We start from the raw sequence: 15844 nt of genomic DNA, 5'->3' as shown, positions 1-15844 counted from the left end.
TAAATAAATTAAATATTTAAAATTCTGTGAAAAAGATAGTAACTTAAATGAATTTTATAGAGAGTTAAGGATGGTGGAAGCTTAACATTGAAATTTAAGTGAAGAGAACTTTGGAGAATATAGTTTGAAACTAAGTATGACTATAGGTTTTCTCGCCTTAAGAGATTAAGTGGATAGATATTAACTTTTCTATCAACCAGAGTGGTACCGCGGAAATTTCGTCTCTTGGCTTTTAGCCAAGGGACTTTTTTAATTTTTAATATAAATGCATTTATATAATTTTTCAATTTTAACTTAAAAGGAGATATTGTTTTATGGAGAAAAACATTAATATTTGTACAGAAAATAAATCAATTAATTTTTTAAAATTTTTAATACCTTCACTGGTGGGACTACTTTTATTTGTAATACCGCTACCTTATGGTAAGTTTGTTCCTATAGAAGGTGTATCTTCTATAAATATTGGTATTGGATTCCTAGCTGAAATACTAAAAATATCATTTGCTAACTATTTAGATTATATAGCTCTTGTAGTAATTGTTACTTCTGCTATTTTATCTATAGCTAGTAAATTCATAAAAATAAAAAATGATTTTTTAAAAAGTGTTTTAAATGTACCTCTTTTTTGGATGTTATTTAGAATACTAGGTGCTTTATTTATTTCTATGACAGTATTAGGATTCGGACCAAATTTTGTAACATCTGAATCTACAGGTCAAACAATTCTAGGAGTTTTGCCTAGCTTACTTGCAATATTCTTAGTTTCAGGTTTTCTATTACCTTTAGTAGTAGATTTTGGTCTTATGGATTTTGTAGGAACTTTAATATCTAAATTTATGTATAAAATTTTTAAAGTTCCAGGCCGTTCTGCAGTGGATGCTATTTCATCTTGGCTCGGAGATGGTACTCTTGGTATAATGATAACAAATACCCAATATAAGCAAGGATTCTATACAGCAAGAGAAGCTTGTATAATCTCAGTTTGTTTCTCATTAGTTTCACTACCATTTTCTACAGTTATAGCAGACCAATTAGGTCTTATGAATTTATTTGTTCCATTTTACGGTACTGTTTGTATAGCATCACTTGCTTGTGCACTTATAATGCCTCGTATATATCCATTATCCAAAATTAAAGATAAAACATATAATGATATAACTCACCTAAAGGAAGATATAATTCCTGAAGGTGAAAATGTAATAGAATTTGCATTATCAAAAGCTTTAAATAGAGCTAAAAATGCGCCATCTTTAAATACTATATTTAAAAATGGATTAAAAACGGTTATAGATATGTATTTAGCACTACTACCTCTTGTAATGGCCTGGGGAACTTTAGCACTTATGGTGGCAGAGTTTACACCAATATTTAATTGGATTTCTTTACCGATAGTCTTTGTTCTTAAATTGTTAAATGTGCCTAATGCTATAGAGGCAGCTCCCGCAGTTTTAGTTGGTTTTGCAGATATGTTTCTTCCATCTATAATGGTTTCTGGTGATCAATTTGACATATTAACTAAATTTATAATAGGAGCATTATCTATAACTCAACTTTTATACTTAACAGAAACTGGTGCTGTTATATTAAAATCTGATATTCCTCTTAATTTAAAAGATCTATTTATAGTGTTTTTAACTAGAACCATAATAGCTTTACCAATTATAACATTATTAGCTAATCTTATATTGAGTTAGATATTTATTAGATGGTCATAAGGCCATCTTTTTAATTGTAATTAGTATATATTTTATTTTAATATATTAAATACTTTGTGGTTATAATTAGTATATGTGTAAAATTATATTATAAATTTTTTACTTTCATATTGACTTTTTACTTTAAAAACATTATAATTTAAATTCGTTAGAAATCTTACTTTTGGAGGTGAATATTGTATTGAGAAATATACTCGATATATTTAAGAAAGACATAAAAGACATTTTTACTAATTATGCAATACTTATAGTTGTAGCCGCACTTTGTATATTACCATCTTTATATGCATGGTTTAATATAAAAGCATCTTGGGATCCATACGGTAGCACTAGTAATATATCAGTAGCAGTGGTAAATAACGATAAGGGAACAACTGTTAGAGATGAACGTATAAATATAGGTGATGAACTTGTAAACAACTTAAAAGAAAACAATGATTTAGGTTGGAAGTTTGTAAATAAAGAAAAAGCGCTTAAAGGTGTTAAAGATGGTAAATACTATGCATCTATAGAAATACCTAGTAATTTTTCAAAAGATTTAACTTCACTTATAACTTCAGATGTTAAAAAAGGAGAGTTAATTTATACTGTAAATGAAAAAATAAATGCTATTGCTCCTAAAATAACAGATAAAGGTGCTTCAACAATACAACTTCAGATAAACCAAACTGTTGTTGAAACAGTTAGTCAAGTTTTGTTTGAAGCTTCAAATGAATTAGGAATAGAACTTGAAGGTCAGATTCCAAAGTTATCTGATATAGAAAATTCATTAGTCGAAATTCAAAATAAATTTAAGGATGTAGATGATACTGTAGATTTAGCCTATGATGGTGTATTAAAAGCTCAAAATTTAGTTAAAGATATGCAAAATGATCTTCCTTTAATAAAGGATACTATAAGTAAATCAAAAAGCTTATCATCTGATGTTAAAGAGTTTTTAAATAGTTCTCAAAGTAGTATAAATGGTATTACTCCAGTTATTAAAAATGATATAGGATTAATGAATGATGTAGCTAGTTCTATTGTTGATACTACAAACACATTAATTAATGCTGTTAATAATGGATCTGATGATGCATTGGCTTTAGCTGATAGATTATCCGGTAAGTTAAGTAACTTATCAAATATAAATAAATCTGTAATAGAATTTTTAACTAAGTTAAATAATCTTACACCTAATCATCCATTAACAGATTCTATCAATAGATTAAAAGATGTAGATGCAAAAGTTACTCAAGGAATTAATTCTTTAAATGTAGTAAAAGATCAAATTCAAAATGGTCAAACTCCTGCATCAAGTGCATTAGATTCTGTTTTAAAGATAGGTAATGATATAAAATCAATTACATCTTCAATTTATAATAATTTTGATTCTTCAATTTCTGCACCTATAAACAATATATTTGAAAAAGGTTCTTCTGTTAGTGATGATATAATTAAAACTTTAGAAGATGCCGAATCAAAACTTCCTCAAGTTGAAGATATATTAAATACAACTTCTAAATTATCAACTAAAGGTATTGAAGGCATAAGTTATGCAAAAGAACAGTTACCTAAAGCTGAAAAAATAGTAAATGAGCTTACAGATGCAATAAAGAAAGTAAATAACGAAGATGATTTAACTGATCTTGTTAACTTACTTAAAAATGATATAGTAACAGAAAAGAACTTCTTAAAAGAACCTGTTACAGTTAAAGAAAACAAATTATATCCTATAGAAAATTATGGATCAGCTATGACTCCATTTTATACTGTTTTATCTTTATGGGTAGGTTTACTTTTATTATCTTCTCTATTATCTGCAGAAGTTCATGGGGATTATAAGTCTTATGAAGTATACTTTGGTAGAGGGCTTACATTTACTGCTATAGCCATAATTCAGGCATTAATAGTTAGCTTAGGAGATATATATATACTTGGAGTTAAGGCTGTAGATCCAACATTACTTGTATTAGGCTCTATATTTACAAGTATAGTGTTTACATTTATAGTATACTCTCTTGTATCTGTATTTGGTAATATGGGTAAAGCTATGGGTATAATCCTTTTAGTTATACAGGTAGCTGGATCTGGAGGAACATTCCCTATAGAAGTTACTCCTAAGTTTTTCCAAATGGTAAATCCATATCTACCATTTACTTACGGAATTTCAATGTTACGTGAATCCATAGGTGGAATTTACTCCCCTGTATTATATAAAGATCTAATAATTTTATCTATATATATAATAATTTCTTTAATATTCGCATTACCATTAAAGAAACCTATAAATAAAATTTACAGCATATTTAATAATAAATTTAGTGAAAGTGATCTTTCTGAACATTAAACAAAAAGAGATAGGATAAATCCTATCTCTTTTTTAATAATCATATTTTGTAGTATTTTCACACATCGTAATATTTATAGTTTTATTTAATACCTTTTTATACGATAGCAACAGTTCATTCAACTCTGCATCTACTAAATTTATACTTCCTTTACTTATTATAATAACGTCTTCTTGATCTATAATTATTTTTATATCGTTATGGTCATTTTTTATATAAGTTTCAATTGAAGCTTTTGGCTTTATATCACTACTATATTTTTCATAAAATCCAATACTTTTTTTTATATCTTCAAAGTTAGTATTTTTAATATCGTTAAAATCGATATTATTAGGATCTATACCAAAGTTTCTTAATTGGCTATCTATTTCACTAGCATCCATTCCATATCTCTCCATAAACTTCTTTTGTATGTTAACAAATTTTTCTTGAGATATATTATTTTCATCCATATAATCCATTATTTTTTTAGAAAATTCAACCATACTTAAACTACCTGTCATTACAGAGTTATAAAGAGTATATATATATTGTTCAAATTTATCAACATCAGAATCCTTTACTTTGTTTTTCAACTCATTAAAATCTATTATTCTATCGTCTGACATTTCGCTACCTCCTGATTAACCTTTAACTTTTAATCTTATTACTATTATATTCTAATACCGTTTACATGTCTACACTATGAAATCTACTCTATATTTATACTTAATTCAAAGTTTATTTTCAATAAAAAAATAAGCAGGCATACACCTGACTTATTTTTCATTTAAATCAATTTATTAGAATTCTGCATTTTTTGGAGTTCTTGGGAATGGTATAACGTCTCTTATGTTTGACATACCAGTCATGTACATTATTATTCTTTCAAATCCTAATCCAAATCCTGAATGAGTAGCTGTTCCGAACTTTCTAAGTTCTAAATACCACCAGTAATCCTCTTCATTAAGATTCATTTCTTTTATTCTATCTAATAATACATCATGTCTTTCTTCTCTTTGAGAACCACCAACGATTTCTCCAACACCTGGAACTAAAAGATCCATAGCTCTAACAGTTTTTCCATCTTCATTCATTCTCATATAGAATGCTTTTATATCTTTTGGATAATCAGTAACAAATACTGGAGCCTTAAATACTTGCTCTGTTAAGTATCTTTCATGTTCTGTTTGAAGATCATCTCCCCATTTAACTGGATAATCAAACTCATGTCCTGATTCTTGTAATAATTCAACAGCTTTAGTATATGTTAATCTAGTAAATTCAGAGTTTACTACATTGTTTAATCTTTCTAATAATCCTTTATCTATGAAACTATTAAAGAATTCCATTTCTTCTGGAGCATTTTCCATAACATAGTTTATAACATATTTTATCATATCTTCTGCAAGTTCCATGTTATCTTCTAAGTCTGCAAATACTATTTCAGGTTCGATCATCCAAAATTCTGATGCATGTCTTTGTGTAAATGAATTTTCAGCTCTAAAAGTAGGTCCAAATGTATAAACATTTCTAAATGCAAGAGCCATTATTTCAGCGTTTAACTGACCACTAACTGTTAAGTTAGCTTCTTTTCCAAAGAAATCTTTTGTATAATCTATAGCCCCGTCTTCATTCTTAGGTATATCATTTAAATCCATAGTTGTTATTCTAAACATTTCTCCTGCACCTTCACAGTCACTACCAGTTATTATTGGAGAATGTGAATATACAAAGTTTCTTTCTTGGAAGAACTTATGTATAGCATATGCTGCTAAACTTCTTACTCTAAATACAGCAGAGAAAGTATTACTTCTTGGTCTTAAGTGAGCTATAGTTCTTAAATATTCTAATGTATGTCTTTTCTTTTGAAGTGGATATGAACTATCTGATTCACCTTCTAATACTATTTTACTTGCATGTATTTCTACAGGTTGTTTAGCACCTTCTGTAGCTACTAATTCACCTTCTACTAGTATAGATGAACTTATTGGAAGCTTAGTTATTTCTTTAAAGTTTTCTAGTTTGTCTTCAGATATTACAACTTGCATATTTTTAAAGAAACTTCCATCATTTAATTCTATAAACCCGAAGTTTTTAGATGCTCTAGATGTTCTTATCCATCCAGCTACTTTTACAGTTTTTCCGATATGCTCTTCTTTGTTTCTGTAAAGCTCTTTAATTTCTATAAATTCTCTTTGCATTTTGTATCCTCCTATAAATTTTAAATTTAAATATAAAAAAAGCCCTTCATTCCCATATAAAGGGACGAAAGACTATTACTATCGCGGTACCACCCTAATTGCCAAATTTGGCCTCTTAGCTAAGCATTGCTTAATGATCTATAACGGGATCTTCCGTCTAAGCCTACTATATATAATATTTCGGTTAGAGACTCCGAGATGTTCTTCAGTATAAACCTCGTGTTGAGCTTTCACCATCCTCAATTCGCTGTGCCTACATTTTATACTTACTCTTCTCTTCACTGTCTTTATTTTTGTATTATTTGAATTATTTAATAAAATTATACCAACTTATATTTTTTAAGTCAACGTTTTATTTTATAAATTTAATTTAATAAATATGTTTAACATATATATATTTATCAATACTCCTTAATAGGAGGTGATTAATTGAAATATTTATTAATATTTATATTAACATTATTTTTTATAAGTCCGAATATTAGTGACTGTACTTCTTTTTCTCAAGTTATTAAATCAGGTATTTATAATTATATAACTTGTTTGGATAAATCGTTTAATTACTTAAATGAAAACGTGCCTGCATTTAATCAAATCACTAAAATTCCATATATTAAAACTTATGAAGAAATAATGAGTAATAGATACTTTGTTAAGCATTTTGTTAAACAAGGTCAAACACTTGATGATATAATTAAAACTTACAATAAGGATATAGAAAATATAGAAAAATTTAGAAAGGTTGTTCACAGAAAAAACCCTAATGTAATATCAAGAGATTATAATTTAAAATCAGGTGAATATATACTGGTTCCAAGTGAGTAATAATTAGACTGTCACATGAATAATTTTTAATTATTATGTGACAGTTTTTTAAGTTATTTTTACTAATTTGTACTTTTTCCATTAAACCCAAAATGGCATAAAAAATCTTGATATTGAATTTTTTCTCACATTTTAAAATTAAGACCTCTATATGTTTGAATATTTTAATAATATTTTTAATGCAATATCATATTTATATGTTTAACATTGTAAAATTGAAAACTACATATAGTAAAATCGAAGCTACTACCCCTTTAATACCTGAACTTCCCCAGTTTATATTCCACCCTGCTGAACGTCTGCTTTCTACTATAAGTCTTGGATCTTCTTTATTATAGTAATAATATCCAAATATCCATTTTGCATCATCTCTACTATAATCTATTTTTTCTTTAACTTTATATGAACTTAACATTATGTAAGCATAAGCTATATTAATAATTCCAACCCCTATTAAAAACCAAGCTATTAAAAGCGTTACCATAGGTAAATTAAATTCCTTAAATAAAGCTATAGGTATAAAAGTTGTTTGAAATTGTACTGATATTACTATTAATACAAATGAATTGCCTATTTTATTTATATATTTAATAATTTTATCTTTACTATTTTCTAGCTTTTCTTTTTTTATAGATGCTATATTTCCTAAACAAGTTATACCTATAAAGCTTAATAAGCTAATCATTATAAATCCAGTTAACTCCAGCTTAAATACTACTTTAAAGCTTTTTATTACATAATCTGTTGGAGTTGAATCTCCCTCAAAATCTGTAGGTATCATATTAGGTAAATTGTCATAATTTATTGCTAAGTATAGTATTGCCATTGCTGATATAAATAATATTATTATAAATATAGATTTGAACTTATTCTTAATTTTTATTTTTTCATTTAACATACGAGTATCTAATGTTACTTTTCTTTTTAGAATTGTCTCTTCACTGTAATTAATGTCTTTTATATATTTTTCTTTTAAACTTTTAACTTTAAAATAATTTATAATTTGCAAAGTTGTAATATACAATGCATAAACCCCAATTATAATATTAGCTATAAACTCAAAGTTATTCTTTTCAATATACGCCAAACCTATAAGTAATAGTATAAATATTAAATACGATATTCTTAAATTTTTTTTATATTTTTTAGATATATTGTTTAATTCTTTTTCACAAATATCTAATCCTTCTATAATAACTCCATGGAAAAATTTTTTATTTCCTATGTATTCAAAGTTTTCTAAAGCTATCCACATAAAAAATATAGATGGTAATAGAATTATAAAATACGCTATATTACTCATTTTTAGCCCTCCCAATTGTAATCTAATGAAAATTAAGCATAATCTGTTATATATATAGTATAACAAATAACACTTAATTTCAATCATTATTTAGATATCTAACTTTTTTATTAAGATTAATTTATTTATATTAAAAAGGGTTATCGCACTATTTTTAGTGAGATAACCCTTTTATTATTTCCTATAACCTACTTCCATTGTCTACCCAATCTTTTGCATCTTCTACATTTTTTAAGGACGGTATAGATACATTACTTTCTTTTTTTAAATCTTTAGTACCAGCCCAAGCAGCTGTAGATGCACTAGTTACAGATCTATTAGATTTTAGTCTTTTATTGTCTTTTCCAGTCAAAGCACTAGATTTTTTTTCATTGTTCAAAGCAATCACCTCTTTTCTTTTGTATTAGTTTTTACATTCTATATTATAAAATACATACTATTCAAAGTTATTTGCAATTGCTACCATAGTGTCTTTTAAATTTAAAATTCCATACCCTTGAGATATGTTTGGATATACATAGATGTCTTTTTTAGTAGCTCCAAGCATCAAATAAGTTTTCAATTGTTGTGTATACAATGCTTCTTCATAAAATTCATACTGATCTTTTATATATTCCATAATGATAGCTAATACACCACTAACTATAGATGAACTAACCCCTGTGCCTATAGACGTATTGTAGTCATTATTTATATATGGAGATATTATATCAATTCCTGGAGCTACTATATCTGGTTTTATACCCCTTCTTTTTACAGGTCCTTTCGATGATCCTATCCAAATACTATCTGTTTTATCATTATAAGTTCCTATAGTTATAACTCTTTCACTTGCAGCATACATAGTTATTGTAGATGTAGATGCTGGATCTGAGAATCTAGTTTCATTAGAAATTAAATTCTTATTTGGAAGGTAAATATCATATTCTCCTCCTAAAATAAATTCTGGTATCAACCTTAAAGTCCATATTCCTGGCTTTATATTATACATACGTATATCTAACTCTTGATGTGCTGATTCTAACCATGGATATATAAGTCTCATTTCATAGTCAGTGTCTTCTAAATTAAATTTACCTCTATACACATAGTATTCTGGAGAATACATAATTTGATAGCTCAATTCTCCAGAAGGAGATATTAATGATGCTCCTATTTTATCAGGTCCACTAGTTACTAATGTTATATCTAAATTTATTTGTTCTCCTACTTGTATAATTATATCTTGTGTTTTATTTTTATCTTCAAATTTCCCTTCATAATGAATATCTGTATTTCCTTCATTCCCTGCTCCACTTACAAAAATTACACCTGATTCATTTATATCATTAAATGTTTCTAACATAGTTAGTTCTATTATTGATTTAGATGTTAATGCTATAGTTAAATTTATTATAATAAATTTATTTTCTTTTTTAGCTATATCCAATACATATTTTATACCAGCTAGGAAATCAGACTTCTGATAATTTATTTTTCCTACTGAATAAGTATCTTTATATTCTCTTAATTTTACAACTACTAACTCACTGTCTACTGCAACTCCTTTATACTGTGAATTTAACTTTCCATTTCCAGAAGATATACCTGCAGCTATTGTTCCCGTTCCGATATTATCTTTACTTAATGTATTATCATTTTCAATTATAGCTTTATTTATATCTTCTCTTGTAAATTCACTTCCAAATAACAATCCTTTTGGAGGTTCTTTTTTATTGCTTTCTTGATCCCATATTGAAATAATTTTGCTAGAACCATTTTCATTTATAAAGTCTGGATGTAAATAATTTATTCCAGAATCTATTACCGCTATTAATACGTTTTTTCCTGTATTTGTTATATATGGATTTTTATATATATATTCTGTACCTGCTGAGTCTGTTACACTTACACCTGCTGCAATATTGTCAGTAACACTAATTAAAGAACTCATAGGTGATGATCTTTGCCACCAAGCTACAGTAGTGATAGTAGTTAAAATTGCTTCTTTAAAATCGTTATGTACATATATAACTAGCAGGTTTTCATTTAATATTATATATTTTTCTATTCCATTATTTTTCAAATCATCCTCTACTATTTCTATATTTCCTTGATAAATTATAAGATAGGATTTTTCCAAAATAAAATTTCCTCCTTTTAAATTATTTTAGCTGATCAAAAGACCCTTTTATATCTAAAAATCCAAATCCATAACTTTCATTAGGATATAATATATCTTGACTTCTTTTAGCTCCTGCGTGAAGATAAGTTCTAACCATAGTAGTAAATGCTTTTTGAGGATAATATTTATCTGCTAAAGTATATTGAAAATACAAAGCTGTTGCCCCGGTAACATATGCCCCCGCAGCTGCTGTTCCAGTCATTGTCGCATAAGTATTTCCTGGATATGTCGAAATTATATTTACTCCTGGTGCTACTATATCTGGTCTGGATAATCCATTTATAGTAGGTCCTCTAGATGATGATGCCCATATACTCCTATCAATAATATTATACGCTCCTACAGATATTACATCATTGTATGTTGAAGGGTAATTTATAGTTTGTGATGGTATCGAATCTCTAAATTTAGTTCCCGGCTTTATTAATGCCTTATTTGGCAAATATGCATTATAAATTCCATTGGTTATATACTCTCCCTTTAATCTTATTTTCCATATACCCTTGGTAGCATTTTTTAATATTATCGTTATTTGTTGCTGGCCTGAATAAAAAGTTGGATATGTATATGTTACTACATACCAAGTTGCTTCCAGGTCAAATAATCCAGATACTTCATTATAGCTTGAAACTTGTATAAACTTGCTTTCTTCACCACTTGGAGATATAACAGCTGCACTTGCTTTATCTGGTTTATTTATCCATATATTAATTTCTAATAATTCTTCATCTTCTAGTAATTCTATTTCAATATATTTTTCTTCTCCTATAAAGTTTATCTTTCCTGAAGTGTGAGTTTGAGTATTTCCTTCATTTCCAACTGCGGCAACAATACATAACCCTCTTATAAATAATGGCTCTTTCTTTAATACACTTTGAGTTGCACCTGTTAATCCATTGCTTCCTAGTGATAGATTTATTACTATTGGTATTTTAAGTTCATATGCTTTTTCATAAGCATATTTTATTGCAGCTTCTACCACAACATTGTCATAATATCCATTTATTTTTTTTAACTTTATAATTATAAGTTCAGAATCTGGTGCTACACCTATATATTCTCTATTTATATTTCCTAATCCACAGCATATTCCACTTATCATAGTCCCATTTCCATCTTCATCTTTTGATAAGCTACTATCATTATTTATGATAGCTTTATTTATCTCATCTCTATTATACTCTACTCCAAATTTATATCCATTAGGAGGTTTTCCATCTTTTGTTTGATCCCATAAAAACATTATTTTAGATGTTTTATCTGGATATATGAAATCTTCATGTAAATAATCTATCCCTGAATCTATTACAGCTATTAAAACTCCTCTTCCTGCTATTGGTATATTAGAATTGTTTTGTAAAAAATTTGCGCCTATTTCTTCTCTAGCTGTAACTCCATCTTCAATTCCTCTACTGATACTACCTAATTGATTCATAACTATTGCTGGTTCAATTATTTTTATAGATTTAACAGAAAAAAGTTTTTGAAATTTTTTTTGATCTTTTATAGGTAAAATCATGACTACTTCATCATCATTTATTTCATAGTATGGATAATCTATACCTTTTTCTTTAAGTTCTTCTACAAAATTTGCTCCATGAGTTATTTTAAATCTAAAAACTAAATCATTAGGTAACTCTAATCTAGTATTTTTAATTTTTTTTTTAATTTTTTTTCTATACAGAACATCATATCCCTGATTCGATTGAGATATATCATTTAAATTTGAATTTGATAAGTCAAGTATTCCATATCCCATTGAATTATTAGGATAAGTATACATTGGATTACGCTTAGCTTCTTTTATTAAAAATGCCCTTATCTTTTGGGAATAAAAAAACAAATCATTTTTATTCACTATTCCCCACTCCATTAAAAGTGCAACTACACCTGTAACATGTGGAGTTGCCATACTAGTTCCACTTAATGCACCTACACTTCCTCCAGGAAGTACTGATAATATATCTTCTCCTGGTGCTAATAAATCTGGTTTATATACATTTTTATCTATATCTCCTTCTCCCGAAAAAATAGATACAGTATCTGTTCTGGAATTAAAACTTCCAACGGTTATTACTTTACTTGCTGTTCCCGGTACAGTTACCGTTAAATTCTTATTTGATGCTAAAAATCTAGTATCTTTGCTTATTCCCTCTGAAGTTGGTAAGTATATATTAATATTTCCCATGACTACTTTAATAGGTGTAAATATTAACTTCCATATTCCTGGGTTAATATTAATATTTGAACTCATCTGAATAGTAACTCTTCTTAGAAGAGAATATGGTGATATTGGATAAAAATACCCCCTTACCCTAGTACCTCCTAACACATTTCTAATCTCTCCTGATGTTAATGATATTTGTTGGCTTTTTACATTTGATGGACTAACTAATTGAACACTAAAATTATCTACAAAATCTGGCCATATATTTAAATTCAATATTTTTTCATTTTCTCCAACTACAAATTCAACCTCAACTTCTTTATCTTCTAACTGTATATTTTTATGACCATCTTTATCTCCATTATTTCCAGCTGCTACGACTATATTATTCTTCCAAAATGAACACATATCATCTATATACTGCTCAAATAAAGATAACCCTCTATGTGAACCTTCATTACTTCCATAACTTATATTTATAGCTACTGGCATTTTTAGATCTAAAGCTCTGTCTAGTATAAACTTTATAGCTCTCATGAACTCTGTACTTTTAGAAAATACATCCGTCAATCTTTTACCAACTCTTACAACTATCAAATTAGCTTCATTTGCAATTTGACATGCTATTCCAGATACATGAGTCCCATGTGTACTCGTTGGAGATATTGGTATGCTAATTTCTCCTTTTATAGCTTTATTTATATCTTCATTTGTATATAATGTTCCATCTTTAAAACCACTTGGCGGGTTTCCTTCTACTGATTGATCCCAGTAATATAATATTTTTGAATTTCCTTTTTCATCTTTAAATTCATCTAACCTGTAATCTATTCCAGAGTCTATAATTCCAAGAATTGTTCCTTTTCCCGTTAATTTATTTGTGCTTTTAAATCTTGTTATACCTGTTCTTGAAAAACTTTGTACATCTTGAGTTGTTAGTATAAATGGTTTTTCTATATACTCTATTTGAGGATAATTAAGTAGCATATCTATGTTTTCTAAATTATTAGATGTTATTATTGCATAGTTGTATCCTAATAGTTCTACATACACACCTAGTTCCTTTGATAATGATAAAACATCCCCATTATATCTGACTATTACTTCATATTCTATAAAAAACACCCCCTTTAAAAATAAAGATGTACTTTTTCAAATTTATTTAATTTTTATTTTTATTAATATATATATTCATAATACTTTTATTGTATAATACATATATTAATTTAATTTTTTATTATTGAAATTTTTGGAAAGGATGTGTTTTTTTGAAAAACAAAAAAATTTATTTGAATGTAGTTCTTACTGTTGCAGTTTCTTACATAATTATAAAATTTATAGATAACTACAAATATTTTTTTAATACGTTTGAATTGTTACTTTCATTACTTACACCATTTATAATGGCATTTGTATTGGCTTATATCTTTACGCCTATTGTAAACTTTTTAGAATCTAAGGTAAAATTAAAACGTGTTTATGCTCTATTTATAACTTATGGAATTTTAATATTTGCAATAGGTTCTTTCATATTTTTCACAGTACCTATTATAATAAGCAGTTTAGCAGATATTGTTAATGAATTCCCACTTTATGCAAGTAAAACTCAAGATTTTTTCACTCAAATGGGCGATACTCTAAAAAATGTAGATCCTAAAACATTAAAGGAAATAGGAGATAAAATGTTTTCAGCTATGCCTCAAATTAGCAATCTCCTTATAGGGTATTTAGGTCAAATTTTCTCAACTACATTTTCTATATCTAAGTTTTTAGTGCAATTTGTATTATCATTTATTATTTGTTTTTATATCATACTTGAAAAAGAAAAGTTTTTCAATTTTTATAAAAAAACACTTTGTATATCTTTCGGTAAAAAAAATACTGAATTTATTTTAAACCTTGGACATACTTTAAATGATAATATAGGTAAATACTTTGCAGGAAAAATATTTGATTCATTCATAGTTGGAGTTATATCAAGTATCGGTCTTTACTTTATAGGATCTCAATATGCACTTCTATTTGGAATTTTAATAGGATTTATGAATATGATTCCATATTTTGGTCCCGTAATAGGTATGACACCTGTCGTTATTATCAACTTATTTTACAGTCCAAGCATAGCAGTATTTTCTTTAATTTATCTAATATTAGTCCAACAAGTTGAAATTGCTTTTATAGAACCTAAAATAGTTGGAGGTCAACTTGGACTTAGTCCATTTTTAACTATATTGGCAGTTACTATAGGTGGAGGATTTTTTGGAATCCCAGGTATGATTCTTTCAGCTCCATTTATGGGAGTTATAAAAATATATTTAGGAAGTTTTGTTGATCGTAAATATAATGATATAACTAAATAAAAAGTATGCTAAAATAGCATACTTTTTTTATTACAATTTAGTAACCTTAAGTAACAAGTATGTAACTGTTATAATATAAATGATTTATGGTAATATTTATATATAAACAATTTATATATTTGAAAAGAGGGAATGATATGAAAAAATTAGTTGTTGTTTTATGTGTGTTATGTAGTGGTTTATTTTTTACTAATCCAATTTTAAAGTCAGTATTTGCAAATAATGAACCAAGCCAAAATAAACAGGTTGTAAGTATTCCTCAAAAATCTCAAGATAATGTTAAACCTGAAGAAACATTAAACACTAATAATGCAACTACAGATGTGAAAAATGTAGATATTGAAGATACAACATCTACAAATGAAAATGAAAATAATCAAAATGACAAAAATAAAAATAGCGATAGCATAAAAGATGTATCAGTAGAAAAAAATACTACTGATAATAATATAAATAGTGAAAATAACACTGAAGTTAAAGAAAATGAAAACATTAATTTAGAAATTGTTGAAACTCCATCTCCTACTACTGATACTACTACTGATGAAAGTATAGTTGTAAAATCATTAACTAAAGAGGATGCCTTAAAAATACTAATGGATATGAATCCAAACTTAACATATGACTATAAAGGTGATGAAAATACATTTACCAGTTTAAAAGATAAAGGTCTTTCTGGATATGTTTTTTTACCTAACATAGATACTGACTTAGGATATTTTGTAGATAAAAATACATCTAATGTGTATTACTTCCATCCAAGTGGTTATTTAGAGAAAATAAAATAATAAACAAAT

At 27.1% G+C, this 15844-nt stretch carries 11 protein-coding genes and 2 other annotated features; of the genes, 5 read left to right on the top strand and 6 right to left on the bottom strand.

Going from position 1 to position 15844, the window contains the following annotated elements; all coding sequences use genetic code 11:
* Positions 1 to 17 precede the first annotated feature (17 nt).
* Positions 18 to 229 (top strand) — a binding site (T-box leader).
* Positions 230 to 314: 85 nt separating this feature from the next.
* Positions 315 to 1694, top strand: a complete 1380-nt coding sequence (locus tag ACRCYC_RS05650) for a YjiH family protein (RefSeq protein ID WP_438618134.1) — start codon at positions 315 to 317, stop codon at positions 1692 to 1694.
* Between the two features lie 202 nt (positions 1695 to 1896).
* The gene (locus tag ACRCYC_RS05645) at positions 1897 to 4044 is read left to right on the top strand and encodes a YhgE/Pip family protein (RefSeq protein WP_438618133.1); all 2148 of its coding nucleotides are present in this window, start codon (positions 1897 to 1899) and stop codon (positions 4042 to 4044) included.
* A 33-nt stretch (positions 4045 to 4077) separates the two neighbouring features.
* Here the strand turns inward: ACRCYC_RS05645 and ACRCYC_RS05640 are convergent, their stop codons facing one another.
* Both ACRCYC_RS05640 and asnS read right to left on the bottom strand, forming a co-directional pair.
* On the bottom strand, positions 4078 to 4653 hold the full coding sequence (locus ACRCYC_RS05640) for a DUF3867 domain-containing protein (RefSeq protein WP_438618132.1): 576 nt from the start codon (positions 4651 to 4653) through the stop codon (positions 4078 to 4080).
* Positions 4654 to 4827: 174 nt separating this feature from the next.
* Complete coding sequence (asnS, locus tag ACRCYC_RS05635) at positions 4828 to 6228, bottom strand: asparagine--tRNA ligase (RefSeq protein WP_438618131.1); 1401 nt, start codon at positions 6226 to 6228, stop codon at positions 4828 to 4830.
* Between the two features lie 57 nt (positions 6229 to 6285).
* Positions 6286 to 6519 (bottom strand) — a binding site (T-box leader).
* 138 nt (positions 6520 to 6657) lie between these two features.
* Here asnS and ACRCYC_RS05630 point away from each other — a divergent pair.
* Positions 6658 to 7053: a hypothetical protein gene (locus ACRCYC_RS05630; RefSeq protein WP_438618130.1), complete on the top strand. Its 396-nt coding sequence runs from the start codon at positions 6658 to 6660 to the stop codon at positions 7051 to 7053.
* Positions 7054 to 7246: 193 nt separating this feature from the next.
* On the opposite strand, the gene ACRCYC_RS05625 is transcribed toward ACRCYC_RS05630, so the two are convergent.
* From ACRCYC_RS05625 to cspBA, 4 genes are all read right to left on the bottom strand, one after another.
* Entirely contained in the window at positions 7247 to 8356 is a 1110-nt protein-coding gene (locus ACRCYC_RS05625) for a hypothetical protein (RefSeq protein WP_438618129.1), read from the bottom strand.
* Between the two features lie 181 nt (positions 8357 to 8537).
* Positions 8538 to 8735: a CDIF630_02480 family spore surface protein gene (locus ACRCYC_RS05620; protein WP_438618128.1), complete on the bottom strand. Its 198-nt coding sequence runs from the start codon at positions 8733 to 8735 to the stop codon at positions 8538 to 8540.
* Between the two features lie 57 nt (positions 8736 to 8792).
* Positions 8793 to 10478, bottom strand: a complete 1686-nt coding sequence (cspC, locus tag ACRCYC_RS05615; RefSeq protein ID WP_438618127.1) for a bile acid germinant receptor pseudoprotease CspC — start codon at positions 10476 to 10478, stop codon at positions 8793 to 8795.
* Positions 10479 to 10500: 22 nt separating this feature from the next.
* Positions 10501 to 13812: a bifunctional germination protease/germinant receptor pseudoprotease CspBA gene (gene cspBA / locus ACRCYC_RS05610; protein WP_438618126.1), complete on the bottom strand. Its 3312-nt coding sequence runs from the start codon at positions 13810 to 13812 to the stop codon at positions 10501 to 10503.
* A 143-nt stretch (positions 13813 to 13955) separates the two neighbouring features.
* Here cspBA and ACRCYC_RS05605 point away from each other — a divergent pair, with 143 nt between their 5' ends.
* Together ACRCYC_RS05605 and ACRCYC_RS05600 are read left to right on the top strand one after the other, a co-directional pair.
* Positions 13956 to 15047: an AI-2E family transporter gene (locus ACRCYC_RS05605; RefSeq protein WP_438618125.1), complete on the top strand. Its 1092-nt coding sequence runs from the start codon at positions 13956 to 13958 to the stop codon at positions 15045 to 15047.
* 137 nt (positions 15048 to 15184) lie between these two features.
* Positions 15185 to 15835, top strand: a complete 651-nt coding sequence (locus ACRCYC_RS05600) for a hypothetical protein (protein ID WP_438618124.1) — start codon at positions 15185 to 15187, stop codon at positions 15833 to 15835.
* The last annotated feature ends 9 nt before the right edge of the window (positions 15836 to 15844 follow it).

Source organism: Paraclostridium sp., assembly GCF_051657365.1.
Taxonomy (GTDB): Bacteria; Bacillota; Clostridia; order Peptostreptococcales; family Peptostreptococcaceae; genus Paraclostridium.
Note: the sequence above shows the minus strand (reverse complement) of the source record. Positions and strands in the feature narration are given on the sequence as shown.

Coding starts and splice junctions, on each gene's coding strand:
- ACRCYC_RS05640 (WP_438618132.1), bottom strand. CDS start 4,653: ATGTCAGACGATAGAATAATAGATTTTAATGAGTTGAAAAACAAAGTA.
- asnS (WP_438618131.1), bottom strand. CDS start 6,228: ATGCAAAGAGAATTTATAGAAATTAAAGAGCTTTACAGAAACAAAGAA.
- ACRCYC_RS05625 (WP_438618129.1), bottom strand. CDS start 8,356: ATGAGTAATATAGCGTATTTTATAATTCTATTACCATCTATATTTTTT.
- ACRCYC_RS05600 (WP_438618124.1), top strand. CDS start 15,185: ATGAAAAAATTAGTTGTTGTTTTATGTGTGTTATGTAGTGGTTTATTT.
- ACRCYC_RS05650 (WP_438618134.1), top strand. CDS start 315: ATGGAGAAAAACATTAATATTTGTACAGAAAATAAATCAATTAATTTT.